Genomic DNA, 22,347 nt, shown 5'->3' on the forward strand with positions numbered 1-22,347 from the left:
ACGTTCCGTTGCAGGAACCTAGGCGCGGGCAAGCACCATCAATGACCATCCGCCGACGAATCGTACCGTTGCATCGGGTGCCATTGTGAAAGCGATGCGACGTGGCCAGGCGGCGAGGCGCTTCTTCCAGGTCTTGTAGGATTGGTCGATCGCCCACGCCGTATAGAAGTCATCAACAATTTCGAGCCCCGACTCTTTCAGCAGGGCAATCGCGCTCTCGCGCGAAAAATAGTGAATGTGACCAAGGCTTCGGCGCGCTTCCGGCAGCACCCAGCCGCGGCCGACCGAAAGCGCGTTCATGTCGAGCGGAATGTGAAGCACGTGCCACTGTGCCACTTTTTTCATCGCTCTGAGGAAGGCGAACGGATTTTCGACGTGCTCAATGACGTCGATCGCCATGCACAGATCAAACGTACGCCCGCTCTGGAAGGCGTCGGCCATAGTAAACGACAGGTTCGCGGATTTCCGCTTCGTGCTCATTGCGTGGGCATGCGGCGAAATCTCGAAGCCCTCGGCAACCGCCTGCGGGTAGCGCTTCGACACGATCTCAATGATCGCGCCGGTGCCGCAACCGACGTCGCAGATCGATTTCGGCTGGACATGGTTATTGTCGAGTATCTTTGCGATGTGCGCCGCCTTCCATGGCGCATCCTCTTCGTGCCAGTCCGGATTGTCGGCCAGATATTCGGTCGTGGTGTATCTGTCAGAAATTTCCGGATGCCTGCTATCCATTCGTCACTCCGACCTCCGTATTCATGGGCAACGCCACGCCAGCTGGGCCCTGTCTGACGGTCTCGAAGAAGTTGACGAGCTTGTTGCCAAGCGTGTCCTGCTCGAATTCGTGCGCCCCGCGCCTGGCATTGTCCCGAAGAGCCGCGAGTTGTGCCGGGTTTTGGAGAATGCGCTTCAGGGCGGCGCGCCAGGCCTCGACGTCGCCTGGAGGGACCAAAATACCGTTGAGCCCATCGACCACCAGTTCGGGAATTCCTCCCTTGTTGCTGCCCATCACGGGCAGCGACTCGCCGAGGGCCTGAATGACGACGCCGGGTGAATTCTCCTGCCAGATCGAGGGAACGAGAAGCATATCGCTGCCGACCATCCGGTTAGCGACCTCTTCCATCGATACATGCCCGGTGAACGTCACCCATTTGTGGTTAACACAACGCTTCTTCAGGCTCTCGGCATCGGGCCCGGTTCCGACCACCGTAAAGGTGAAGTCGTGTTGATCCGCGAGCGGCTCCAGCGCATCGAGCGCGACATCGACGCCCTTGGTCTCGTGCAGCCGGCCAACATAGAGCAGCCGGACGGTTTTCGAGGTTTCATGTCGGACCGTCGGGGTCGGATATTTGTTGGGATTGAGAATGTGGGCGGTCGGATAATTGCGGATCGGCAAGAGGCCTGACAGCTTGGCGAGGTTGGCCGCCGACGGAGAGACGAAGCCGACCCGCCGCATCTTCCGGATGAACCCCATCTTGACCCTTGCCGAAAACGAGCAGGCCCGGCACAGGCCGCGGCATTCGCTGCCGTTCACGAACATGGCCATCTTGACGCAGGCAAGGCTCAGATCGTGCAGCATGAAGACGGTCGGGATATCTCTTTTGGCGAGCTCGAGGATCGCATTGTACCCGATGCCCTGAATGATGTGGATGTTGGCGACATCGGGTTTGAACGCGTCCAGCACGTTGGCAACGATCGTCTTGTTGCGCGGATCGAAGTGATCCTGGAGGTGCCATACCGGCTTCTGCCATCCGGATCGTTGCGCGGCATCGAACACCGTGTAGGACCGCGGCATGGTCGTTCGCCAGATGGTGACGTCGCCGACCTGCGCTCCGCTCAGCTCATCGTCCGGATTCGGTGACGTCGTCAGAACGCCGACCTCGTGGCCCTGGGCAACGAGCCACCGGGCCAAATTACCGGCGCTGAGCTCCGCGCCCCCTTGCACATGGGGCGGAAACAGAGCCGAGATGATCAGGATGCGCATTGAAGCTGCCTGGCTTGGGTTTCGTTCGTGTCGGCGAACTGGCTCTTCCAGGACTTGATGCCGTCGATCGGGATGTCGAGCCGGACCGGCGCGGGCTTGCTGATCCACTCCTTGATGAAGTCGAAATCGCCGCGTTTCACCGTCGGAAGCTTGGTGTCCCGTGCGATCTCCGTGGCGCGGTTGTCGACCTCGACGATCAGCGAGCGCGTGCCAGATTGCAGCGCGAGCACGCCGCAATGCAGCCGCATGCCGATATAGTCGACGTCCCCGTTGGTCAGCGTCGCGCGCGCGGCGGCTACGCTAGGTTCGACGATGGTGACAGGCGTCGTCGAGATGTTGCGGAGATAGGCGAGGTCTTCATACATCTGCGGCCAGAAAAACAGCTTGTCGTATTGCTCTCCCAGGCGCCTGACGAACTCGCGGTCGCTGTCCGGATTCTTCAGATAGCCGGTCAGGGTGAAGAAGACGTTCGGCGCCTTGCGCACGGCGATGCGTGACAGGTGGTTCTCGTCGAGATCCCACATCGTGGGGCAGCCGGTGTAGATGACGTTCGGTATGCCTGCCTTCTTCAGCTTCTCGTAGCTGTAGCGGTCGCGAAGGGAGTGCGGCAGCGTCTTGTGCAGCAGCGTCTGGTAGATCGTCGAGGTAACCCAGTCGGGATCCGACTGGTATTTGTGCCAGCCGACGCCCATCAGGACCGGGCTGCCCGCCTTCCGGAGGTCGGTCAGCCGCAGCTTCCATTGATGATACCACAGCCAGTGGCTGCTCATCATGTTGGTCCCGCCGACGAAGGCATTCTCCGACGCCTTCAGCGAGGCAAAGGACGATTTGGAGGGATAGTCGTGGCTCGGTATGCCCGTGAAAAAGCCTTCGGGAAACATCTGCCTGAGATGTTTCATGACCGCTTCCATGATGATTTGGTCACCGAGATTATCGGTGACGTAGGACGTGTCGAATACGCAAATCTTCTTCAAGGCGACCTCAGGCGATGGACATTACTGAATCTTGGCGCATGCCGCATGCACGCACCAGGGGCTCACGATGGACCCCGGCGACAGTACGACCGGCACCTGACGTACTGGCTGCAATAAAAAGCATTTGCATTTGTACGTAGCGTGACGCTGGACGCTTGGCGGCCCCGGTACAACCAATCGGCGTACGATCAGCGGCACAGTGAGCAGCGACGAGCGTCCATTCGGACCGGCTCGAGATGGTTGATCTGAGTCGTCGGCGATCCTTTGAATTAGGGCTGTCGATGCAACGCACGATGGTCTCTCGCCGGGGCTACCTTTGTGGTACAATATTGGTCCGGCGAAAAGAACCCCAAAAGTGTGGGTTGCGCCCCGCGCGGCAGGGGGCTGATGGCATGGCGCGTGCTACACAGTTTCGCCTTCAAATTTCCCATTTGAGAACGTGCCTTTCGCACGCTCCCCGCTATTTGAGGTCGCAAATTGCTCATTTCGCCGCCATGCTCGTCTAATATGGGGGCATCGCGGGGCAATATTCATGGGACGAGTTATATGATGATTCCTAGAAGCCTGCGCCTTATCACGCTTCTCGCCGTGGTAGGCTGCTGTGGCGGATCTCAGCCGCTGGTCGCTGCCGATGAGGTCAAGACCCTGACCTTCGAGGGTGCATCCCTCCCGCAGCGGCCGGAGCCGCTCATCGTCGGCATCGGCGTGCATTTCGGCATCGGCGGTGAACACGGCTATGCCGCGGATAAGGCAGCGTTGTTGATCAGTGCGGGACATTTTGCCTCTTACCGCGACGATCTCGGCTGGAGCGTCTTCTACGCTCCCCCATCGGGACCGGGCCGCCAGCCTGCGAAGCTATTCAGCTTCATCGAGATGACTAAGGCGCGACCGACGCTGATCCTCGGCCATCCAAATCCGTCGGTTCCCGACGGCAATCCCCCACTGACGGACACCGGCCGTGCGGCGTTCGCGAATTTCACCGCGAAGGCGGTCGCCGGAACGCGGGATCTCAATCCGATTTACGAGATCTGGAACGAGTGGAACATGAATGCGGTTCGGGGGCGCCCTTGGCTGGATGGGCCCGGCGATCCCAGCGATCCGCGGGCCGCAGCCAATTATGCGCCGCTGGCACGAGCGTCAGTGAAGGCCATCCGCAAGATCGCACCTGACGCAACCGTGCTAGTGGGAGCCGTGGGCATCGACAACGACTGGAAGTGGACACAGTCGATCGTGGACATGGGCGTGCTCGACGGTGCGAGCGGCCTTTCGGTTCACATGTACAATCATTGCGACCGCGTGGTCACGAACAGGACAGCGCGCGAAGCCATTGATCGTCTGTCGCAGCTTCAGGACATCCTCAAGTCGAAACGAGGAGGCCAGCAATTCCCTGTCTATGTGACGGAGGTTGGTTGGCCCACGGCCCAGAAACCATGCGCGATCACGCAGAAGGTCGTGGCCGACAATCTGGCGCAGTTCATCCTGTGGTCGGCTGCGACTCCTTGGTTGATGGGCGTGTGGGCGTATGAATTGAAGGATCAGGTCGACAATCCGACCGACCTCGAATCGAACTTCGGTCTTTATGATCACAACTACCAGCCCAAGATGGCGGCTTGCGCCGTGATCGAGGCAAGCAAGCTGGCGAAGGAGGCTGCGGTTGGCGCAAAGCTTCAACGCCCCTTCGCCGATGTGTTCATCCTCCAGATCAAGACGCAGAGCGGCATCCGGCTGGTTGCCTGGACTTCGCGAGATGCCGTTCAGGCCGCGGCGACCGTCGTCGGGGCAAAGGCCGCGGTGAAGAGCGCGCCCCTGTGCGGCGACGGGAATGCGGCGCAGGACAGCAACGTTCGGATCGGCGCGACGCCGGTGATTATCGACATCGAAGGCGTGCCATCGGCCGACGTGCGTATCGCCGTCGCGCCCTGACAGCAGGCGCGAGGCGAGGCCTCGCGCGCGAGGTCAGGCGGCCTCGATCACGTCGAGCACCTTCGCGGCGCAGTTGTTCCAGCTGAACTCGCTCGCTCTGCTGCGTCCCTTCGCAGCCAGCTCGGCCTGCATCGCTTTGTTCGCTATCAGCGTCTCGACCTGGGCCTCGATGCTCGTGGTCTGGTTCGGATCACAGTAGAGGGCCGCATCGCCGCAGCGCTCGCGCAACGAGGGAATGTCGCCGGCAACGACCGGGCAGCCGCAGGCCATCGCTTCGATCGGAGGCAGCGGCGAAGCCTCGTACATTGAGGGAAACATGAAGACGGTCGCGCGCCGATAGAACTGCATGAGCTTCTCGGTGTCGTTGACCTGGCCGGCGAAGGTGATCAGCGACTGGACGGCTTGCGGCACGCCGCTGTTCGATTCCAGCAAGCCGCCCGCCGTCCCGCCCACGAAGGTGAACTTGTAGTCTTTCTTGCTCGCGAGCGAGCGGGCTACCTCCAGCATGCGCGGGAAATTCTTGCGCTTGCTGAGGCTGCCGACATAGAGGATGTGATTGTCCTCGCGCTGCACGTTTGCGGTGTCGGAGGCGATGTCGTTCGGCAGTCCGCCGTTCTGGATCGCCGTAAGCCGCGGCGCGACGTGGGGGTAACGGCTGACGATCGAGTCGCGCTCCGAGACCGACACGGTGATGACGCCGCGCGCGCGCTGGAACGCCAGAGGCACCAGGAAGCCATAAACCCTGCGAAAGGCCGAGCTGTAGGCCTCGGGGAAATAGAGATAGGAGAGATCGTGGACGGTAACGATCACGCTCTGTCCGTCTAGCAACGAGATGGCCGGCGCGGTGTTGCCCGGACAGAACAGCACCTTGCCGCGCGACAGCCATGGCAACTCGAGCTGCTCCCAGGCGTGCCCCTGAAGATTGCCACGCTGCTCGACGGCGATATTGGTGAGAGTCGGCGGCGCGCGGTCGAGCCTCGGACAGACGAGCGTGATGCGGATATTCGGGCGGGTTGGAATGATCCGGTCGAGTGCATAGAGCAGTTCGTGTCCATACCGTTGAACGCCAGTAACTTCCTGTGACAAAAAACGGCCGTTGAAACACACTTCCCGAGGCTTTCCGCCCATTTCATCTCCTGCTCTGCTGCTTGCCCGCGGCGGGCCTGGAAGTTCCGGCGAAGTACAGCGCCCGCGGTGTCAGCCATACGTGGCCCTGGACGCCCGGTATGTCTAAAGTGCAACCTTGGCGGGCGTGGCCGAGTTGGCGTTCGCTGCCGGTTCGCTCTTGTCGGTCTTGACGAGGCGCGCTGGTACGCCGACGGCCACCGCGTTCGGCGGGACGTCGCCCGTAACGACGGCATTGGCGCCGATCGTAGCGCCTTCTCCGACCTTGATTGCGCCGAGGACGACGCTGCCCGCAGCGAGGTACGCGCCATCGCCGATCTCGCATGCGCCGAGTTCGCTCCGACTCTTGAAGCCGATGGTCACGTTTTGCAGGATCGTGACGTTGCGTCCGATTGTGCACTTTCCGACGACGATCCCGTAGGGATGCGGAATGTAGAGGCCGCCGCCGATCTCGCAGGCGATGCCTAGCTCCGAGCCGAACACAAGGCAGCTAAGCCACCAGGCTATGCGCCTCAGCGTGCTGCCCAGAATCGGAATTCCGGCCAGCATCTCTTGCACGCGGCGCGCCATCACAAACTGGAAACCAGGCGTGAGCAGCGTCATCTTGGCCGCGATCAGTAGCTTGGTGCTCAGCCTGGACGCGTCGGTGTAGTAGGGGCTTTCCCGCCGGGCGTAGTGGTTGAAATCGGCGGCGATCTTCTGAAGGATGCTTTCGTGACTCATGATCGGTCCCGGCTCGGCATGTCGACCTGCGCAGTCGCGTTGGAGGAGGCTCTCATATCGCAAAAACCGGCTGATCCTGGCCTTGGAGTGGTGCCGCCACTATGGTGAATATTCATGGCTCAATCATAGCAGACTTTGGCGACCGTCGAAAGAAACTCTAATTTGCAGTGACTGACGCGCTTGCGCGCACAGCGGCCGCCAGCAATGCGAGCCGGATGCCGAGGAGAACGATCGCGGTGGCGAGCGACGCTATTCCGATCCCGATCAAGCCGAACAGCACCACACCCAGCACGCAGGATGCGACGGACAGCAGAACGCCCAGGATGTTGATCGCGGCATAAGACCGGTCGCGGCCGGTGCTGGTGATGCCGACATTGGCCAGATCCGAACACGACCGCAGGACCGACGTCGCCAGCATCAGCAGGAATAGACCCCTGTGCTCGGCGAGCCCGGTCATCGCGAGATAGCGCAGCAGCACCTCGCCGAACAAAAATATCATGACGGAGAGGCTAACCGAGAGGCCGATCGTCTTTACGAATTGTCGGCGCAACTCGGCACGCCATGCGCTGTGGTTACCGACCGGAAACGATTTCACGAGCGCGGGAAGTGCGACCTGCACCACGGCGGTCGCAACCAGAGTCTGAAGCGCGTTCGTCAGCGACCAGAAGAAAGTGTAGATGCCGGTCGCGGTGAGGCCTAGGAAGTAGCTCACGATGTAGCGGTCGGCATACATGAATCCTACGATGCCGAGATCGCTCAGATAGATGTACCAGGAGCGGCGCAGCCGTGAACGGATCCATTCGACATTGATGGCGTGGCCGAGCGACCTTCGAATGTGCCAGTGCCTGCCGATGAATAGGAGAGTCCCGAGGGCGCAAATATCGGCAACGATCCAGGCATCCAGGATGATCTCGACGTTCTGGAATTTCGGAAACAGGAACCCGAGTGCGACGATTGGAGGTATCCAGATTGCGGATCGCACGAATACGAGCATGTTGGCTTGATTGGACAGCTCCAGGCCGATCAGAGGCAGGTGCAGGTCGAGCGCGTAGGTTTCCAGCCACGTCAGGACCACGATGATGAGGTGCAGCCTGGTGATCTGGATGCCGAGGATCCATGCCGTCAGCAGCGCGGCGAACGAGAACAGCGCGAGTGAGATGGTGGTGACGAGAAGCCGGTCCTTGACCAGCGGGACGGCATCCGCGGGACGGAGGCCGACCACTTCCCGGGCGACGAAATAGTTCAGGCCCCATCCGATCAGAGCCGGCACGACCCCGACGACACCCACGGTGAGGCCATAGACGCCGGTTGCTTCGAATCCGAGATACTTGGCAATATAAAGCGCCAGGAGGAATCGAAGACCCAGTGTCCAACTTCGCAAGATAAGGTTCGTCATTCTGAAGCATCTACTCGGTGCGGCGCGCCGGACTTTGTGCCGATCATGGCCGGGTTAGTCATTCCAATATGGCCAAATCCCGGCAGATCATCTTTGCCGGAATTCAGGCAAAGACTCCGTGCAACGCCATTCCGATTTCCCGCCGCACTGGAAGCGGCAACCCGCGCCTGGCGATCAGCCCTTGATCGATGCGCCCCAGCCCCAGTTGACGCCATGCTCTCTGGCGGCGGTATCGACCGTGTCGCGAAAGCGCTGGGAGAACAGTTCGCGGGAAAATTTCAATGCGTTCTGTCTGCAATCGTCCGCGGTGATGGCCGGTGAAAGCGATTCGAATTCGCGGATGGCGTCCTTCACAGACTGCATCGTCTGCTCGTGGAAATGGATGCCGGTCCGGCCCGGGCCCTTGTCGCCGCGCACGGTCTCAAGCGAGCCCCCCCGGCCGTAGGCGATGACCGGGGTTCCGCACGCCTGTGCCTCGACCGGAATGATGCCGAAATCCTCCTCGGCTGCGAAGACGAAGGCGCGGGCGCGTTGCATATGATCGAGCAGCACGTTCTTGGGTTGATATCCCATGATCGTGACGTTCGATCCCGCGACTGCTCTTGCGGTAGAAATCTCCGGCCCGTCGCCGATCACGATCAGCCGCTTGTCCGGCATGCTTGCGAACGCTTCGACGATCAGGGGAATACGCTTGTAGGGCACCATACGCGATGCCGTTAGATAGAAGTCCGAGCGATCGCCCGGTCCCGGTCTGAAATACTCGGTGTCGACCGGCGGGTGGATCACCTCTGACTTGCGGCCGTAAGTCTTCATGATCCGGCGTGCAACGAATTGTGAGTTCGCAACGAAAGTATCTACCCCGTGCGCCGTGCGCACGTCCCACATCCGGATGTAGTGCAGGATAGTCCGGGCGATGATGCTCCTGAGGCCGGAGTCCAGACGGCTCTCGCGCAGATACTCCGCCTGCAAGTCCCAGGCGAAGCGTACAGGGCTGTGGACGTAGGAGACGTGAAGTTGGTTTGGTCCCGTGATGACTCCCTTGGCCGCCGCGTAAGAGGAAGAGATCACAAGGTCGTATTCGGCCAGATCGAATTGCTCGATAGCGATTGGAAAGAAGGCGAGATAACTGCGATACTTCGTTTTTGAGAAAGGCAAATTCTGGATGAAGCTTGTGCGAGGAACGAGACCTGATAGGAATTCCCTGCGATCCTCCGGCAGATGACACACGAGCGTAAACAGGTCTGCTCGAGGGAAGAGTTTGATAATCTCGCGAAGAACCTGCTCGGCGCCTCCTTGCACCATCAGCCAGTCGTGTACGATCGCAACTCTCATGCTAAGCGCTGATTTCTTCCGAACATAACTGCGGATCGCATTTGACCTCGACGGCCCGCGCAAATCGTTATCAACCGCCATCTCGCAATAGTCAACGTGCTGCAGCGCGAAGCGTGTGCTTCTATTCGTGAAGATTTTGCCACGCAGTGTTCCAACGCGCCCGACGTCAAACGTTTTGGGTGTAATCAGCGTCGCGCCCTTTCAGGCAGGTGCGACACCGAATTCATTTCAACGCGTTGATGTTAACAGCTGTATTTGTCGCCGAGTTTGTCAGGTTGAGGAATTTGAGAATCTCCGTTTCCGGAGATTCCGAGACTATAATCTGGTCATGATCGCGAACCTGGAATGTATCGGCGAGGAAAAGCCCATCAGGCTTGCTCCAGTCGAACCAGTAGATCGTTGGGATAACGTCTCCGGGGAACATCGTGGTATCGTATCCGGAAGAGTCGAGCAGCCTACGTGGCTCGAAACGGAACACATAGACGGCCATTAAATTAGCGCGCGCAGGATCGAGGCCGCCGGACTTCGCGAGCGCCTCGGCAAGAGTCATTGTGTCGTTCTCGAAGGTGAAGCGCCTGTTGTTGGTGCCCCCGATCGAACCCGGCGAAGGTGTCGAGCCGAAGGTCATGAACACGCGCGGTTCCCGTGAAAGATAGACGACGTCGCCCGGCGCGAGCTGCACATCATCGTTCGGCCTGCGCACCAACCCGCTCATCGATTCCGTGAGAACCTGGCCGCCACGCTTGATGGTCACCTTGGTCTCATAAGACGGATATTTCGGCCCGCCGGCGCGGGCTACCGCGCCAGTCACCCTGATGCCACCAGGGTCGACGGGAAAGCGCAACGGCGTGTTGACCTCGCCCAGTACGCTGATCTGGTTGCCGCGCTGCTCGGCGACAGCAACGACTACCTGCGGATCAATCGCGCGGTTTTTGATACGCTCGCGAATGATGTCCGACACCGCGCGCGCCGTAAGGCCGGCCACTTTGACCGAGCCGGCATAGGGGATCGTGATGTTGCCAGACTGGTCGACCTGTTGTTTCGGAATATCGACAAAATTGCCGGGCCGGACGCTTGCTTCCTTCGGAATGAATAGGCCGCCCGACTGGGCCTCGTACACCGTAACCTGCACGAGGTCACCAACGGCGATCGTGACGTCCTTGTAATTTCCGCCTCGCAGTTTGGCGAAGCTCCCGCCATACTGGTCCGTTACACCATTGGTTGCCCGCATAACGTCCGGGTTGATCGGCACTAGCACATACGGAACCGGACCCGTCGGCGCTGTTCTGAGAGTTGCATTGCCTCCGACCGAAATCGCATTCGGAGCGTCCTGCGGGATGAAACCGCAGCCGGCCAAGCTCAGCGATAGCATCGTGGACGCGAAGAGGAACGAGAGGTGCTTGGAGGCAGACGTTGGGCGCAAGGGGATCACTCAGGTTGCTACGCAGTATAGCCACAGATACCAGCAGCTATTCCACGTAGCTATTACACAATGAGGAACACTGGCTCTTCTCGGAACCTTGTTGCCAATGGGCAACAAAAAACGTCACGATTGGGCCTTATTTAGAGCTTCGAGGTACACCTCGATGAGCGCTGCGTGTGTTCTTTCAATTGAAAAATAGTCGGTGAACCGCGCAAAACCTTTGATCCCCATTTCCGACAGATCAACCTGTCCTGCTTTGGTAAGACCATCACGTAAAGCGTCGGCACTGATGGACCGACAAATAATCCCAGTGACGCCATCATCAACTATTTCAGGCAGAGCACCGGCGCGGAAGGCAACAATTGCCTTTTTAGCGCGCATCGCCTCGAGCGCCACGAAGCCAAACGCTTCCCAGCGGGAGGGAATAACCGTGAGATCAGCCAGATCAAGCTGGACTTCGATTTCCTTGCGGTCGAGCCAACCCATCATTCTAACGTTGTTGGGAGGTTGAATTTGCTCTTTTGAGTTGACGACGGGCGACCCAATCATGCGAATGTCCGCCACATTACCCAGCATTTCTGCTGCGCGAATGAGTAGATCATAGCCCTTCTGTCGATCGAGACGTCCGACGAACAGGACCTTCAGCTTGTCGGAATCCCACCTCGCATTCGGTGGAGGCGCCTTTTTCCGGATCATTGAAAGGCCGTTAACTACGAGGCTTAGGCGCTTATCGGAGATGCCGGCGCGCTGGGCCGCACGATATTCGTCATGCGAAACGCAGATGATGCGATCGGTCCCGAGCGCCAGCATGCGCTCCAGCAATTCAGTGGAAATGGTGCTGACGTGGGACGTCTGCCTAGAAAACGCCCAGCCGTGCGGGCAGTAGACGATCTTAGGCCCCGAGGGCATGGACATCAGGATCGGTCGCAGAACTAGGCCGGCGAACGTTGAGTGTATGTGTACGATGTCCGGCTTTAACCGGCGCACTTCGGCGACGGTCTGGCGCGCCAGCCGGAACAGACTCGCGAAATTTCTGCCGGTACGACTAAACAGCGAGATGTAGCCGTCCTCAATCTCGACAAGCTCGCTGCGGTGGTCGCGCGGAACGACGTAGTGGACCTGCTTGAACGTCTTGCGTTGGAGCGGGTGAAGTTCATTGAAGTATGTCGCGATACCGCCACGGATGGTCTCGGCAGCATGTAGTATCGTCAATGGTAACTGCGTTTCCGCCATAATCAGACTAGATGCGGTTTTGAGCGACGATGAGTCAATCGATAGCCCCCTGAAAAATTGGATAAGGTCGGAAGGAATACGCTCTTTGGGGTCACTTTAGCTGGGCAGAGTCGACATGATAGGGGAAGAAATGTGGCCGGAGACGTCAAAAACTGATGGCTTGGCTAAACCGGCAGGGCTATTCCGATGAGCTTAGCTGGGATCCGATCTAATAGATCGGATCCCATGCCGATCTTGCCGCCTCACGTCAAATCCGCTGCTCCCGATATTTGCCGTGGCGCGTTGGGTCAAAGATGGATCTGTGTGTGTAGATCAGACTCATTAACCCTGTGCTCCGAAGCCTGGCTGTGCTCGTGCAAGACGCTCGTACTTGTTTGGCCAGGTGTGAGCGGCCCTTTGGGACCGTCAATGACCTTGTCGCATGTTTGTTTCTCGAATGGAAGTGTCAGCACATTTGCCTTTCTACGCCTTACTGTCGCGCAGTTGCGATTCTGCTGGAGTTTGGGTGACCAATCGCAGAGCGTCGCAGGCGAAAGGCAGTCGTGACTTCGGTCCGAATGGAGAGCTGATCCTTCTGCGTGTACCCTTGTGGGCACAGCTGGCGGTCGCGGGTACGGGTTTGGCGAAGGCCTGGGCATTGATGCGTGTTGCGTCGAGCCTGGCACAGTGCTGGCGGCCCGCTGTGGGAAGACAACCCATTTAGAGGCGGGACGCGAGCCTGCTCCGGGATTGACCGGAACGGCCGATAGCTACAATAAGGGATAGGTTTTCCCGCGGCGTGCTTTCCCAGATGGTAAGTCTAGGCCGTGGGTTCGCCGGACCTGTTGAATACAATATGAGCCTTCGACCATGCGCGAGCGGATCGCTCTCATCACCGGCGTGACCGGCCAGGACGGGGCCTATCTGGCCGAATATCTGCTGTCGCTCGGCTATATCGTGCACGGCATCAAGCGGCGTTCGTCGTCGTTCAACACCGCGCGGGTCGATCATCTCTACCAGGATCCACATGTCGGGAGCGTCCCCTTCCTGATGCACTACGGTGACATGACGGATTCGACCAATCTGATCCGTCTGGTTCAGCAGATCCGGCCGACCGAGATCTACAATCTCGCTGCCCAGAGCCACGTCGCCGTCAGCTTCGAGAGCCCGGAATACACCGCCAATGCCGACGGCATCGGCGTGCTTCGCCTGCTGGAAGCGGTCCGCATCCTCGGCATGGAGAAAGAGACGCGGTTCTACCAAGCCTCAACCTCCGAGCTTTACGGCCTCGTCCAGGAGATCCCGCAGAAGGAGACCACGCCGTTCTATCCGCGCTCGCCTTACGGCGTCGCAAAACTCTACGGCTACTGGATCACGGTGAACTACCGCGAAGCCTATGGCATGTTCGCGAGCAACGGCATCCTTTTCAATCACGAGAGCCCGATCCGCGGCGAAACCTTCGTCACCCGGAAGATCACGCGCGCTGTCGCCCGCATCGAGGTCGGCCTCGAACAGACGCTCTATCTCGGCAATCTCGAAGCCAAGCGCGACTGGGGCCACGCGCGCGACTACGTCGAGGGCATGCACAAGATCCTGCAAGCCGACAAACCCGACGATTTCGTGCTCGCCACCGGCGAGATGCACTCGGTGCGCGAGATGGTCGAGCTGTCGTTCGCGCAGGTCGGCCGCCGCATCGCATGGCGCGGCGAGGGCGTCGAGGAGACCGGCGTCGACACCAAGACCGGCAAGACGGTCGTGAAGATCGATCCGACCTATTTCCGCCCCACCGAGGTCGATCTCCTCGTCGGCGATGCCAGCAAGGCGCGCGAGGTGCTCGGCTGGAAACCGAAGCGGAGCTTTGCAGCGCTCGTCGCGGAGATGATGGCGAGCGATCTGTTGGACGCAAAACGGGACGCGGCGAGTGGCAAACGCACCGTTTGAGTTGACCGGCAAGACCGTCTACGTCGCCGGCCATCGTGGCATGGTCGGCAGCGCGATTGCGCGTCGGCTGGCGCGGGAGGGTGTCAAGCCCGTCACCGTGGACCGGCGCGAGGTCGATCTGTGCAACCAGGCCGCGGTGTTCGAGTGGTTCGCGAAGACGCGGCCTCAGGTGATCTTCCTCGCCGCGGCAAAGGTGGGCGGCATCGCCGCCAACAACACGCTGCGCGCCGAATTCATCTACGACAACATCGCGATCGCGGCCAACGTGATCCAGGCCGCGCATCAGAACGGCGCCGACAAGCTGATGTTTTTGGGCTCGTCCTGCATCTACCCGAAATTGGCGGCGCAGCCCTTGCGCGAGGACTCCGTGCTGACCGGCCCGCTGGAGCCGACCAACGAGCCTTATGCAATTGCAAAAATCGCCGGGATCAAGATGGCTGAGGCCTACCGCAGCCAGTACGGGTGCGACTTCATCAGCGTGATGCCGACCAATCTCTACGGCCCCGGCGACAATTATCACCCCGAAATGAGCCACGTGGTCGCGGCCCTGATCCGCCGCTTCCACGAGGCCAAGATTTCGGGCGCGAAGCGTGTCATAGTGTGGGGCACCGGCACGCCGCGGCGCGAGTTCCTTTATGTCGACGACATGGCGGATGCCTGCGTGCACCTCATGAAGACCTATTCGAGTTCCGAGCTGGTCAACATCGGCACCGGCAAGGACATCACCATCGCCGAGTTTGCGCGGGTCGTCGCCGAAATCATCGGTTACAGCGGCGAGATCAGTTTCGACAGCTCGCGTCCCGACGGCACGCCGCGCAAGCTACTCGATGTCAGCCGGATCGCAAAACTCGGCTGGCGCGCCCCGACGTCGCTTCACGACGGGCTGAAGCGTGCATACGCGGCTTACCTGTCGAATCTGTAGGCTGCAAGGAGCGGCCAAGGCCTATTCGCCCGGGCGATGCCGCCCACGATCTTCTCTGCGGCATCAGCCATGCGGCCATGCCGATCTGGCGTCAGCTGCGACATCCGAGCAGGCGACCACAATCGCTCGGGACGTGCCCCTGAGCACGATAAGTTCCTAGATCGTTTTCCTCAGCCAATGGTCGGTGCGCAATTGTCCGCTCCACTCGAGATGACTGAGGCCAATCAATAGGCCGCAGGGTAGGCTAGGCAAGTCGAGCTTGCCGAACAGCCTACGCGCGCTGCCTTTCAGGCCAGCCGCTAAAGCTGTGTGGGTCGCAGTGTATCGACTCGCAATTCAAAGCAGGTGACTCCAGTCGTCGTAGAGCGACGTGATCAGATGACGCTTCCTTTCGCGAATGTTGCCGACCATCTTAATCAAAAATGCAGGCGACCAGGAAGCGAACTGGCTGCCAAGCGATCCACCGATCGCCCCCAACCAAACAGTTGTAGTTAAAACGGCTACAGCACCGAACGCGAGGGGAAAGGCGAGATCGAACAAGTCGCTGGGAGGGTAGGCATGTGCCGCTTGTTTCGCACTTCTGTCTGACATTCGGATTTTCCTCTGGTCGAGGTCATACCGATTATCGTCCTCAGCACCCAAAACAGGGGACCAGCTGGCGCCCGACTCAGCAGATGATCCGTCGGATGACTGTGAGAACCGCGGGCCACATTCACCTTACCAGTCAACCCTCAGCGTTCGAAGCGTGATCGTGGAGCGTCGTTTCTGATGCGACCAAACATCAGCCCCAGCAGGTTGGCGCGATTACGAATTGCCTTCTGTGTTCGATCCAGGGCTGCCGCAACTTCGTTGGGTCGGCAGCCGCGACCGATCATTTCGCGCAACTGCCGCTCGTCTTCAGGTGTCCAGAGTTTTATGATCGGATAGCGGTCGTTGCCCATCTCGAGCTTCCTGCTGTTCTCCTTCAAATTGCTAGAGGCGATACTAGTTCCCAAGCGTCTATTTTCTTCAACTCGGTGGGTCACCTCGCCGATGGGCGGGCTTGGTGTCGAATGCCCGGCTGCAATCCAATCTGCATTTCAAGCGAACTGAGGATCCCAAGGATGTCGTCGAGCCCCATTCGATGCTCGATGTGCTTCGTATGAAGATAGCTCCATCGGGCACCTGAGCAAGCATTCAAGTGAATCACCCTGAGCCGTCGCGGGGCTTCGACCGCCACGTGTGCTGCGGATGCGCCACTCGATCGCCTCCAGCAGATAACGCATCTGCGCCGCGCACAGCCCCACCACACCGCCCACCGTCGCCGGCCAGACAAAACGGCCACGGTCCAACCGCTTCGCGTAGAGCGACAATCCACTTCCATCGTGCCACAAGGCCTCGATCAGCGAACCGCCGCGTCCGCGGAACATGATGACATCTCCGGCGAACGGATCACGACCAAGGCTTTCCTGCACCAATAATGACAAACCCTGCATGCCCTTGCGCATGTCAGTGTAGCCGGTCGCAATCCAGATGCGTGCGCTCGAAGAGACCGGGATCATCGACGCTCCAGAACCTGCAGCACCCGCGCCAAGGCGGCCGCGTCGACGGCCGTCTCGACAATCACCCGACGATCACAGCTAACGACGATCACGATCTGCCCGCTCGTCGCTGTGGCAGCAACTGCCGGCTCGACCTCAGCGGCAAGGACGACCCGCGCAAAGCCGGATTGCTCGCTTTGAGGGCTGATCGGCTCGGGACCGAACGAGCGCCGCCATGTCATCAGCAACGGGAACGTGATATGCTATGGCGTCTTGCTGTCGACGATATCGCGCGCGGCGCTTCAAAGCTGTGTTTCGGCATGGAATAAGGACCCCGTTTTCGGGGTGATCGGCATCCAATCGGGACCCCGGGATAAGGGTCCACAGTGGCTTCCATCGAGTCATGGAAGCCGAGGTTGGGATGCTGGTGGTGGAGACGATTGGTAAGATCCGTCGCGCCTACTTTGTTGATGGTCGTCCGATCAAGGCGATCTGCCGAGAACTTGGCGTATCGCGGAAGGTGGTTCGCAAGGTCATTCGTTCTCAAGCGACGGAGTTCCGGTATGAGCGCGAGACGCAGCCGCTCCCGAAGATGGGTCCCTGGAGTGCCGAGCTTGACCGGTTGCTGGCAGGGAATGAGAGCAAGGCGGCGCGGGAAGGGCTGACGCTGATCCGGCTATTCGAAGAGCTTCGCGGCCTCGGTTATGCCGGCGGCTATGATGCGGTTCGTCGATACGACGGTGGAGCAAGGAACGCGGCACCTCGACAGCGTCGGCGTATGTGCCGCTGAGTTTTGCCCCAGGCGAAGCCTACCAGTTCGACTGGAGCCACGAGGTCGTCCTGCTCAATGGCGTGACGGTGATGGTGAAGGCCGCCCATGTCCGGCTCTGTCACAGCCGCATGCTGTTCGTGCGGGTCTATCCGCGGGAGACGCAGGAGATGGTGTTCGACGCCCATGACCGGGCGTTCGCCCTGTTCAAAGGTACCTGCACCCGCGGCATCTACACAACATGAACACCGCCGTTGAGACGATCTTCGTTGGTAAAGGCCGTCTCTACAATCGCCGCTTCCTGCAGATGTGCAGCCACTATCTGGTCGATCCGGTCGCCTGCACGCCTGCATCGGGCTGGGAGAAGGGGCAAGTCGAGAACCAGGTCGGGCTGGTCAGGGAACGCTTCTTCACGCCCCGGCTGCGGTTCAAAAACCTCGACGAGTTAAACGCCTGGCTGCTCGACAAATGCATCGTCTATGCCAAGGCTCATCGCCATCCGGAGCTGATCGATCAGACGATCTGGGATGTGTTCGAAGCCGAACGCCCCAAACTCGTTCCCTATGCCGGCCGCTTCGACGGCTTCCATGCGGTGACGACATCGGTCTCGAAGACTTGTCTCGTGCGCTTCGACAACAACAAGTACTCGGTTGCAGCCAGCGCGGTCGGGCGTCCGGTCGAGGTTCAAGCCTATGCCGATCGCATCGTGATCCGTCAGGATGGGCGCATCGTTGCCGAGCACCCGCGATCCTTTGGCCGCGGCGATACCGTCTACGACCCTTGGCATTATGTGCCGGTGCTCGCCCGCAAACCCGGCGCCTTGCGCAACGGTGCTCCCTTCAAAGACTGGGTACTGCCGGCCGCGATCGAGCGGATCCGGCGCAAGCTTGCCAGCACCGACGATGGCAATCGGCAGATGGTCGACATCCTCAACGCGGTGCTGACTGACGGTCTGCCCGCGGTGGAAGCGGCCTGCGCGGAAGCGCTCAGTCATAGCGTCCATTCCGCCGATGTCGTTCTCAATAGCCTGGCCCGGCAACGCGAACCCGCTCCACCGGCCAACATCATGACGCCGGCCGCACTGACGCTCCGCCATGCACCGATCGCCGATTGTGCCCGCTACGACAACCTCCGGAGGACCATCTGATGGAACGAACCCAAATCTTCGATCTTATGGGCGAACTCAAGCTCTACGGCATGAAGGCCGCCTTCGACGAGATCATGGCGACCGCTGTCAAACGCCAGCACGAACCCCAGCGCATTGTCGGCGACCTGCTCAACGCCGAGATCAACGAGAAGCAGGCCCGCTCGATTAAGTACCAGCTCACCATCGCCAAGCTGCCGCTGGCCAAGGATCTCGAGGACTTCCAGTTCGAAGGCACACCCATCAACCAGACGCTGGTCAATGATCTCGCCGGCGGCGGCTTCATCGCCCAACAACGCAACGTCGTGCTGGTTGGCGGCACCGGTACAGGCAAAACCCACCTGGCCATTGCCATCGCCAGAAGCTGCATCCGATCCGGTGCCCGCGGCCGCTTCTACAACGTGGTCGACCTCGTCAACCGTCTGGAGATCGAGACCCGCAATGGACGGCAAGGTCGGATCGCCGAGCATTTGACCCGGATGGACTTCATCGTCCTCGACGAACTCGGTTATCTACCGTTCGCCCAATCCGGCGGCCAGCTCCTGTTCCACCTCGTCAGCCGGCTCTATGAGCGCGCCTCCGTCATCGTGACCACCAATCTCGCATTCGGCGAATGGCCGAGCGTGTTCGGCGATGCCAAGATGACCACCGCGCTGCTCGACCGGCTGACCCATCACTGCGACATCGTCGAGACCGGCAACGATAGCTGGCGGTTCAAAAGCCGCGACGATGTTCAAACAACCCGCGCTCGCGCCGTCTCCGCAACCCCGACCAGCTCCGACGACCCGAGCGCTACCAGCAGAGCACGCCGATCAAAGGGGGCCCTCTTGGATGCCGATAGGGGGTCCCACTCGAACGCCGATTGACAGTCGATCGCGAGAAGCCACTCGATAGGGAGCCGGAGCTGAGATCCGCAGCAATTGCTGCCTGAAGCGCTCGGTAGTCGGCAATGTGCTCTCCTGGCAAAAGCTGTGGTGGAGGGCAGAGCGCCTCAAACTCTTGTGGCAGCAGGGGGAGGAATTGCCGCTGATGCCCGATCGATGTGACCATTCATTGCCGGCGCACCTGTAGAACGGACGGTTCAATAGGTGAAGAGGCATCTGCTCCTTTCGCCATGTGTACCGGGCTCCCATCCCAAAGTTCCTTGGCAATCTGTAAGGGAGAAATCCGCAGGTTTGCCCACCAGGCTCGCTCGTCGCCGTTCCGGTGAAGCGATTGATGGTGAGGTCGGCACAGCGGTACGGTGAATTCGTCGCTTACCTTGCGCCCTAGTGTCCGCGGCTGCGCGAACTTCAGGTGGTGGGCGTCTGCTGGTGACTTTTGGCAGACAAGACAACCCCGGCTGCGGATAAAAGCGAGGTGCTCCTTGCTTCGGCGCCGGGCCAGCTCTTTTGGGAAAGCCAGGCCGGCGTGTTCTTGGAGATGGGTACCGGCTGCTGGACCATCGGATGTCGTTCCGTAGACTTGGGCGGAAGCAATTACGTCATCCATGGAGGACGGTGGCTCGTCTGCTCCTTGTGATCTGACAAGAGCATTTTCCTCGAGTCGCTTCTGGTAGGCGGCTTCAAGAATATGGGCGTCCACCTCCAGAAGAGTGTTCTTGAGTGGCAGGCTAGCCTTAGCCCAAGCGAGCAGCCCGTCGCTGTCCTCCCGGAGGGCTAGCTCTCCCAAGAGGCGCTCCAGGAGCTCGGCAGAGGCCTGAGGCGGCAAGACCGGGGCTCGGCTCATAAGGTCCTTGGACGGCTTTCCCTTCGGTCGTGGCTCCGTGGCGGCTAGCGGTCCCGTGAGAATGTCAGGCGCGTCCAAATCGTCCTCTCCGGCGATGCCGACCAAGGCAAACAGGGCATAGCGGCGAGCATAGGTCAGCGCCGCCCCCATCCGGTGCGGCGCCTCGACCTCCTTGGAGGCGCAGAACGGTAGGTCAGAGGAAATCCATTCTCCCGAGGCATGGGCGAGCAGGCTGGTGAGGTGGATTTGCCCCGTGGCCTGCTCAATCCGGGTGGTCTGAATGGTGGCGATCTCTTGTCGGCTCAGGGCCTTGCGGACGATATCAAGGCCGGAGGCAAGCGAGGCATAACGGAAGGTTCGGTCATCTTCCCGAGGAAAAGGCGAGCGGATCGTTGCGGTGAGCGTCTTCTCCGGGTTGGTGAGCTCGGCTTGTGCTTTGGCCAAGGCGGCGGCGATTGCTCCGATGTGATCACTGGACTGCATTGGCGCCCCCCATCTGGAATGCCTCGAAGCTGACTGCCCCTGATTTCGAGCGCTTGGCCCTGATGCCATGTCCAACAGCCTCCTTGGCGTCTTCTGGAACTAGTTTCTTCAGCTCAGCCTTGGCCATTTCATGTTCTCCGTGCGCTTCCCGGGTGCGGAGATAGCAAGCAGCAAGCTCGGCCCAAGAATTGGAAGCCGCCATGTCAACGATTTTAATTGCTGCCAATCGTGGCCGGGGCGTATCGGTGTTGAATAAGATGGGCGGATTGCCGGTCTGTACACACCGCCAAAACGTCTTCTCAGCGGTTAAAAGGAGGTGCTGATACAGCGGGTCGGCATGAACGGTTATCTCCACCCATTTGCCGCCACCGGTGATGATCGAGAGCACCGCTGAGCGGGCGGCAACGACCCACATGTTGTGCTGCAGCTGAGCCATGTGTTTCTCGGCCGCCGCCTCTTCGGAGAAATTCCAAGGCAGCATGAACTTGGCTTCGAACACCGCTCCGGTCGCTTCAATGCGGCCATCCAGCGTTGCACCCATCCATTTGTGGATCGGGTGACAGACCTTCTTCTGGACGTCTACGACCGTGTGGCCGCTGGCGCGCTCGTACCAAGTCCGGTTGAGGTCCTCTGTGATGCTGCCGAGTTGGACGACCAGCTCTCCACTGAGGTCTTCGGGATCCACCTCGCCCCGCTTCTCCTGCCAGAGGCGGATCAGATTGTCTTGGTTGTCGCCCATGATGATCCGGGCGTCGGATCCGCCGATAAAGGTGCGCCGGTCTGCGGTAAATAGTTGAGGCGTTCTAGTAAGAAACACGGCAATTTCTCCTCTGGATCAAATCAACATTTTATGTTGATACGAATTAGCGGAGAGGATGTCAACATAAAATGTTGAAGTCGATGTCGCCTTCTCAGTGCCGCAGCGCTAGGGCGCTGCTAGATATGACCCAGCCGCAGCTTGCTTCGTTGGCAGGTGTCGGACTCTCTACTATTGTGGACTATGAGAGACAAAGGCGCAGCGTTTCCGACGACGCTATAAACAAGCTGCAATTAGCTCTTGAAGCAGCCGGGATCACGTTTATCAATGCGAATGGTGAAGGCGAGGGAGTGCGCCTGCGCACTCCCAAACGTTGACAGAGCAATTGGGCTCCTTACGCACGGGGCTCATGACGGAAATCTCGTCGAGGCACTAAGGCGCCAGGACAACCAGCCGTTCGGCCATGCCGTGACTTGCGTCAACGGTTTGTATCTTCTCGCGAGTCGGTAGGTTTGCTGCGCGCCTAGCCGGATGCCTAGCACGGTCAGCAGGACAAAAGAGCAGTTCGGGTTAGATCCGAATAGGGAAGGATGAACCGGCATTTGCCCTGCGTATAACACCGCCGGTTGGGCGTTATCACTTGCGTGTACCTCGGGCTCGCATAGCCATTGACGTAAGAAAAGCCCAGTCGGCCATCTCAGCGCGCTCGAAGGAAGCGCAGCAATCCCGCCCAGCATTCGCTATTGCTGACACAAATGCCAAAGAAGCGGCACAAACGAACTCGCGCTGAGCAGTCTCACCTCGTTTACGAACGGAGGCCGCCGTCGGAGATACTTCGCCCTTCGATCTCGACACGATCGTGGAGGCCTATAGGCGAGTGCCGGCACTATTACCTCCGCCAGCGCTGTGTATCGGCGAGCGCAATACTCGGCATTGGTTCATATTCGTGAAAACGGCGGTGGAGAAACAAATCCCTCCGGAAACCCCATCGGTT

At 59.9% G+C, this 22,347-nt stretch carries 20 protein-coding genes and 1 pseudogene; 6 read left to right on the forward strand and 15 right to left on the reverse strand.

The genetic code is table 11. The features are described 5' to 3' along the window. Positions 1–18: 18 nt before the first annotated feature. The 3 genes from N551_RS0116660 to N551_RS0116670 are packed head-to-tail and all read right to left on the reverse strand — an operon-like array spanning position 19 to position 2,955. The gene (locus tag N551_RS0116660) at positions 19–732 is read right to left on the reverse strand and encodes a bifunctional 2-polyprenyl-6-hydroxyphenol methylase/3-demethylubiquinol 3-O-methyltransferase UbiG (RefSeq protein ID WP_051462766.1); all 714 of its coding nucleotides are present in this window, start codon (positions 730–732) and stop codon (positions 19–21) included. After that, the gene (locus N551_RS0116665) at positions 725–1,981 is read right to left on the reverse strand and encodes a glycosyltransferase family 4 protein (protein ID WP_027567888.1); all 1,257 of its coding nucleotides are present in this window, start codon (positions 1,979–1,981) and stop codon (positions 725–727) included. The genes N551_RS0116660 and N551_RS0116665 overlap by 8 nt, the downstream gene beginning before the upstream one ends. Then, positions 1,969–2,955: a polysaccharide pyruvyl transferase family protein gene (locus N551_RS0116670; RefSeq protein WP_027567889.1), complete on the reverse strand. Its 987-nt coding sequence runs from the start codon at positions 2,953–2,955 to the stop codon at positions 1,969–1,971. Before N551_RS0116670 ends, N551_RS0116665 begins: the two co-directional genes overlap by 13 nt. Before the next feature lie 477 nt (positions 2,956–3,432). Here N551_RS0116670 and N551_RS0116675 point away from each other — a divergent pair, with 477 nt between their 5' ends. Next, positions 3,433–4,878, forward strand: a complete 1,446-nt coding sequence (locus N551_RS0116675; protein ID WP_155809744.1) for a cellulase family glycosylhydrolase — start codon at positions 3,433–3,435, stop codon at positions 4,876–4,878. A gap of 33 nt (positions 4,879–4,911) precedes the next feature. Here the strand turns inward: N551_RS0116675 and N551_RS35595 are convergent, their stop codons facing one another. From N551_RS35595 to N551_RS35615, 6 genes are all read right to left on the reverse strand, one after another. Next, complete coding sequence (locus tag N551_RS35595; RefSeq protein WP_081747850.1) at positions 4,912–6,006, reverse strand: glycosyltransferase family 1 protein; 1,095 nt, start codon at positions 6,004–6,006, stop codon at positions 4,912–4,914. A 102-nt stretch (positions 6,007–6,108) separates the two neighbouring features. Continuing rightward, positions 6,109–6,726, reverse strand: coding sequence for a serine O-acetyltransferase (locus tag N551_RS36595; RefSeq protein ID WP_051462771.1), 618 nt, complete (start codon positions 6,724–6,726; stop codon positions 6,109–6,111). 157 nt (positions 6,727–6,883) lie between these two features. Then, positions 6,884–8,122: an oligosaccharide flippase family protein gene (locus N551_RS0116690; protein WP_027567891.1), complete on the reverse strand. Its 1,239-nt coding sequence runs from the start codon at positions 8,120–8,122 to the stop codon at positions 6,884–6,886. 174 nt (positions 8,123–8,296) lie between these two features. Continuing rightward, on the reverse strand, positions 8,297–9,454 hold the full coding sequence (locus tag N551_RS35605; protein WP_051462773.1) for a glycosyltransferase family 4 protein: 1,158 nt from the start codon (positions 9,452–9,454) through the stop codon (positions 8,297–8,299). A gap of 223 nt (positions 9,455–9,677) precedes the next feature. Further along, positions 9,678–10,826 (reverse strand): polysaccharide biosynthesis/export family protein, encoded by a 1,149-nt coding sequence (locus N551_RS35610; protein ID WP_081747851.1) that lies wholly within the window; start codon positions 10,824–10,826, stop codon positions 9,678–9,680. A 174-nt stretch (positions 10,827–11,000) separates the two neighbouring features. Continuing rightward, positions 11,001–12,089 carry a glycosyltransferase family 4 protein gene (locus tag N551_RS35615; RefSeq protein WP_035961488.1) on the reverse strand — a complete coding sequence of 363 codons (1,089 nt, stop codon included), beginning with the start codon at positions 12,087–12,089 and terminating at the stop codon, positions 11,001–11,003. A gap of 870 nt (positions 12,090–12,959) precedes the next feature. Here N551_RS35615 and gmd point away from each other — a divergent pair. Further along, positions 12,960–14,030, forward strand: coding sequence for a GDP-mannose 4,6-dehydratase (gene gmd / locus N551_RS0116710; protein ID WP_027567892.1), 1,071 nt, complete (start codon positions 12,960–12,962; stop codon positions 14,028–14,030). Continuing rightward, the gene (locus tag N551_RS0116715; protein WP_027567893.1) at positions 14,011–14,952 is read left to right on the forward strand and encodes a GDP-L-fucose synthase; all 942 of its coding nucleotides are present in this window, start codon (positions 14,011–14,013) and stop codon (positions 14,950–14,952) included. Before gmd ends, N551_RS0116715 begins: the two co-directional genes overlap by 20 nt. Before the next feature lie 336 nt (positions 14,953–15,288). Here the strand turns inward: N551_RS0116715 and N551_RS0116720 are convergent, their stop codons facing one another. The 4 genes from N551_RS0116720 to N551_RS35625 form a co-directional block, all read right to left on the reverse strand. Then, positions 15,289–15,543 carry a hypothetical protein gene (locus N551_RS0116720; RefSeq protein ID WP_155809745.1) on the reverse strand — a complete coding sequence of 85 codons (255 nt, stop codon included), beginning with the start codon at positions 15,541–15,543 and terminating at the stop codon, positions 15,289–15,291. A 140-nt stretch (positions 15,544–15,683) separates the two neighbouring features. Next, the gene (locus N551_RS35620; protein ID WP_051462801.1) at positions 15,684–15,893 is read right to left on the reverse strand and encodes a hypothetical protein; all 210 of its coding nucleotides are present in this window, start codon (positions 15,891–15,893) and stop codon (positions 15,684–15,686) included. A gap of 138 nt (positions 15,894–16,031) precedes the next feature. Then, the gene (gene tnpB, locus N551_RS37050) at positions 16,032–16,493 is read right to left on the reverse strand and encodes an IS66 family insertion sequence element accessory protein TnpB (RefSeq protein ID WP_155809746.1); all 462 of its coding nucleotides are present in this window, start codon (positions 16,491–16,493) and stop codon (positions 16,032–16,034) included. Next, on the reverse strand, positions 16,490–16,720 hold the full coding sequence (locus tag N551_RS35625) for a hypothetical protein (protein WP_155809747.1): 231 nt from the start codon (positions 16,718–16,720) through the stop codon (positions 16,490–16,492). Before N551_RS35625 ends, tnpB begins: the two co-directional genes overlap by 4 nt. Positions 16,721–16,893: 173 nt before the next feature. Here N551_RS35625 and istA point away from each other — a divergent pair. After that, positions 16,894–18,379, forward strand: a pseudogene (gene istA, locus N551_RS35630) (IS21 family transposase); the annotation flags it as partial. Positions 18,380–18,387: 8 nt separating this feature from the next. Beyond that, positions 18,388–19,251: an IS21-like element helper ATPase IstB gene (gene istB / locus N551_RS0116740; protein WP_027567895.1), complete on the forward strand. Its 864-nt coding sequence runs from the start codon at positions 18,388–18,390 to the stop codon at positions 19,249–19,251. A 184-nt stretch (positions 19,252–19,435) separates the two neighbouring features. Here the strand turns inward: istB and N551_RS0116745 are convergent, their stop codons facing one another. Together N551_RS0116745 and N551_RS0116750 are read right to left on the reverse strand one after the other, a co-directional pair. Then, a complete protein-coding gene (locus N551_RS0116745) occupies positions 19,436–20,596 on the reverse strand; it encodes an ERF family protein (protein ID WP_035961468.1) in 1,161 nt (386 codons plus the stop codon). Beyond that, complete coding sequence (locus tag N551_RS0116750; RefSeq protein WP_027567897.1) at positions 20,583–21,413, reverse strand: YqaJ viral recombinase family protein; 831 nt, start codon at positions 21,411–21,413, stop codon at positions 20,583–20,585. Before N551_RS0116750 ends, N551_RS0116745 begins: the two co-directional genes overlap by 14 nt. A gap of 83 nt (positions 21,414–21,496) precedes the next feature. Here N551_RS0116750 and N551_RS37055 point away from each other — a divergent pair, with 83 nt between their 5' ends. Beyond that, positions 21,497–21,730 (forward strand): DNA-binding transcriptional regulator, encoded by a 234-nt coding sequence (locus N551_RS37055; RefSeq protein WP_027567898.1) that lies wholly within the window; start codon positions 21,497–21,499, stop codon positions 21,728–21,730. The last annotated feature ends 617 nt before the right edge of the window (positions 21,731–22,347 follow it).

This window comes from Bradyrhizobium sp. URHA0013, from assembly GCF_000518345.1.
In the GTDB taxonomy this organism is placed as follows: Bacteria; Pseudomonadota; Alphaproteobacteria; order Rhizobiales; family Xanthobacteraceae; genus Bradyrhizobium.

Bases quoted from the DNA above. Each gene is read 5' to 3' on its own strand.
- N551_RS0116660 (WP_051462766.1), bottom strand. From the start codon at position 732: ATGGATAGCAGGCATCCGGAAATTTCTGACAGATACACCACGACCGAA.
- N551_RS0116665 (WP_027567888.1), bottom strand. From the start codon at position 1,981: ATGCGCATCCTGATCATCTCGGCTCTGTTTCCGCCCCATGTGCAAGGG.
- N551_RS35595 (WP_081747850.1), bottom strand. From the start codon at position 6,006: ATGGGCGGAAAGCCTCGGGAAGTGTGTTTCAACGGCCGTTTTTTGTCA.
- N551_RS36595 (WP_051462771.1), bottom strand. From the start codon at position 6,726: ATGAGTCACGAAAGCATCCTTCAGAAGATCGCCGCCGATTTCAACCAC.
- N551_RS0116690 (WP_027567891.1), bottom strand. From the start codon at position 8,122: ATGACGAACCTTATCTTGCGAAGTTGGACACTGGGTCTTCGATTCCTC.
- N551_RS35605 (WP_051462773.1), bottom strand. From the start codon at position 9,454: ATGAGAGTTGCGATCGTACACGACTGGCTGATGGTGCAAGGAGGCGCC.
- N551_RS35610 (WP_081747851.1), bottom strand. From the start codon at position 10,826: ATGCTATCGCTGAGCTTGGCCGGCTGCGGTTTCATCCCGCAGGACGCT.
- gmd (WP_027567892.1), top strand. From the start codon at position 12,960: ATGCGCGAGCGGATCGCTCTCATCACCGGCGTGACCGGCCAGGACGGG.
- N551_RS0116720 (WP_155809745.1), bottom strand. From the start codon at position 15,543: ATGTCAGACAGAAGTGCGAAACAAGCGGCACATGCCTACCCTCCCAGC.
- N551_RS35620 (WP_051462801.1), bottom strand. From the start codon at position 15,893: ATGGGCAACGACCGCTATCCGATCATAAAACTCTGGACACCTGAAGAC.
- tnpB (WP_155809746.1), bottom strand. From the start codon at position 16,493: ATGATCCCGGTCTCTTCGAGCGCACGCATCTGGATTGCGACCGGCTAC.
- istB (WP_027567895.1), top strand. From the start codon at position 18,388: ATGGAACGAACCCAAATCTTCGATCTTATGGGCGAACTCAAGCTCTAC.
- N551_RS0116745 (WP_035961468.1), bottom strand. From the start codon at position 20,596: ATGCAGTCCAGTGATCACATCGGAGCAATCGCCGCCGCCTTGGCCAAA.
- N551_RS37055 (WP_027567898.1), top strand. From the start codon at position 21,497: ATGTCGCCTTCTCAGTGCCGCAGCGCTAGGGCGCTGCTAGATATGACC.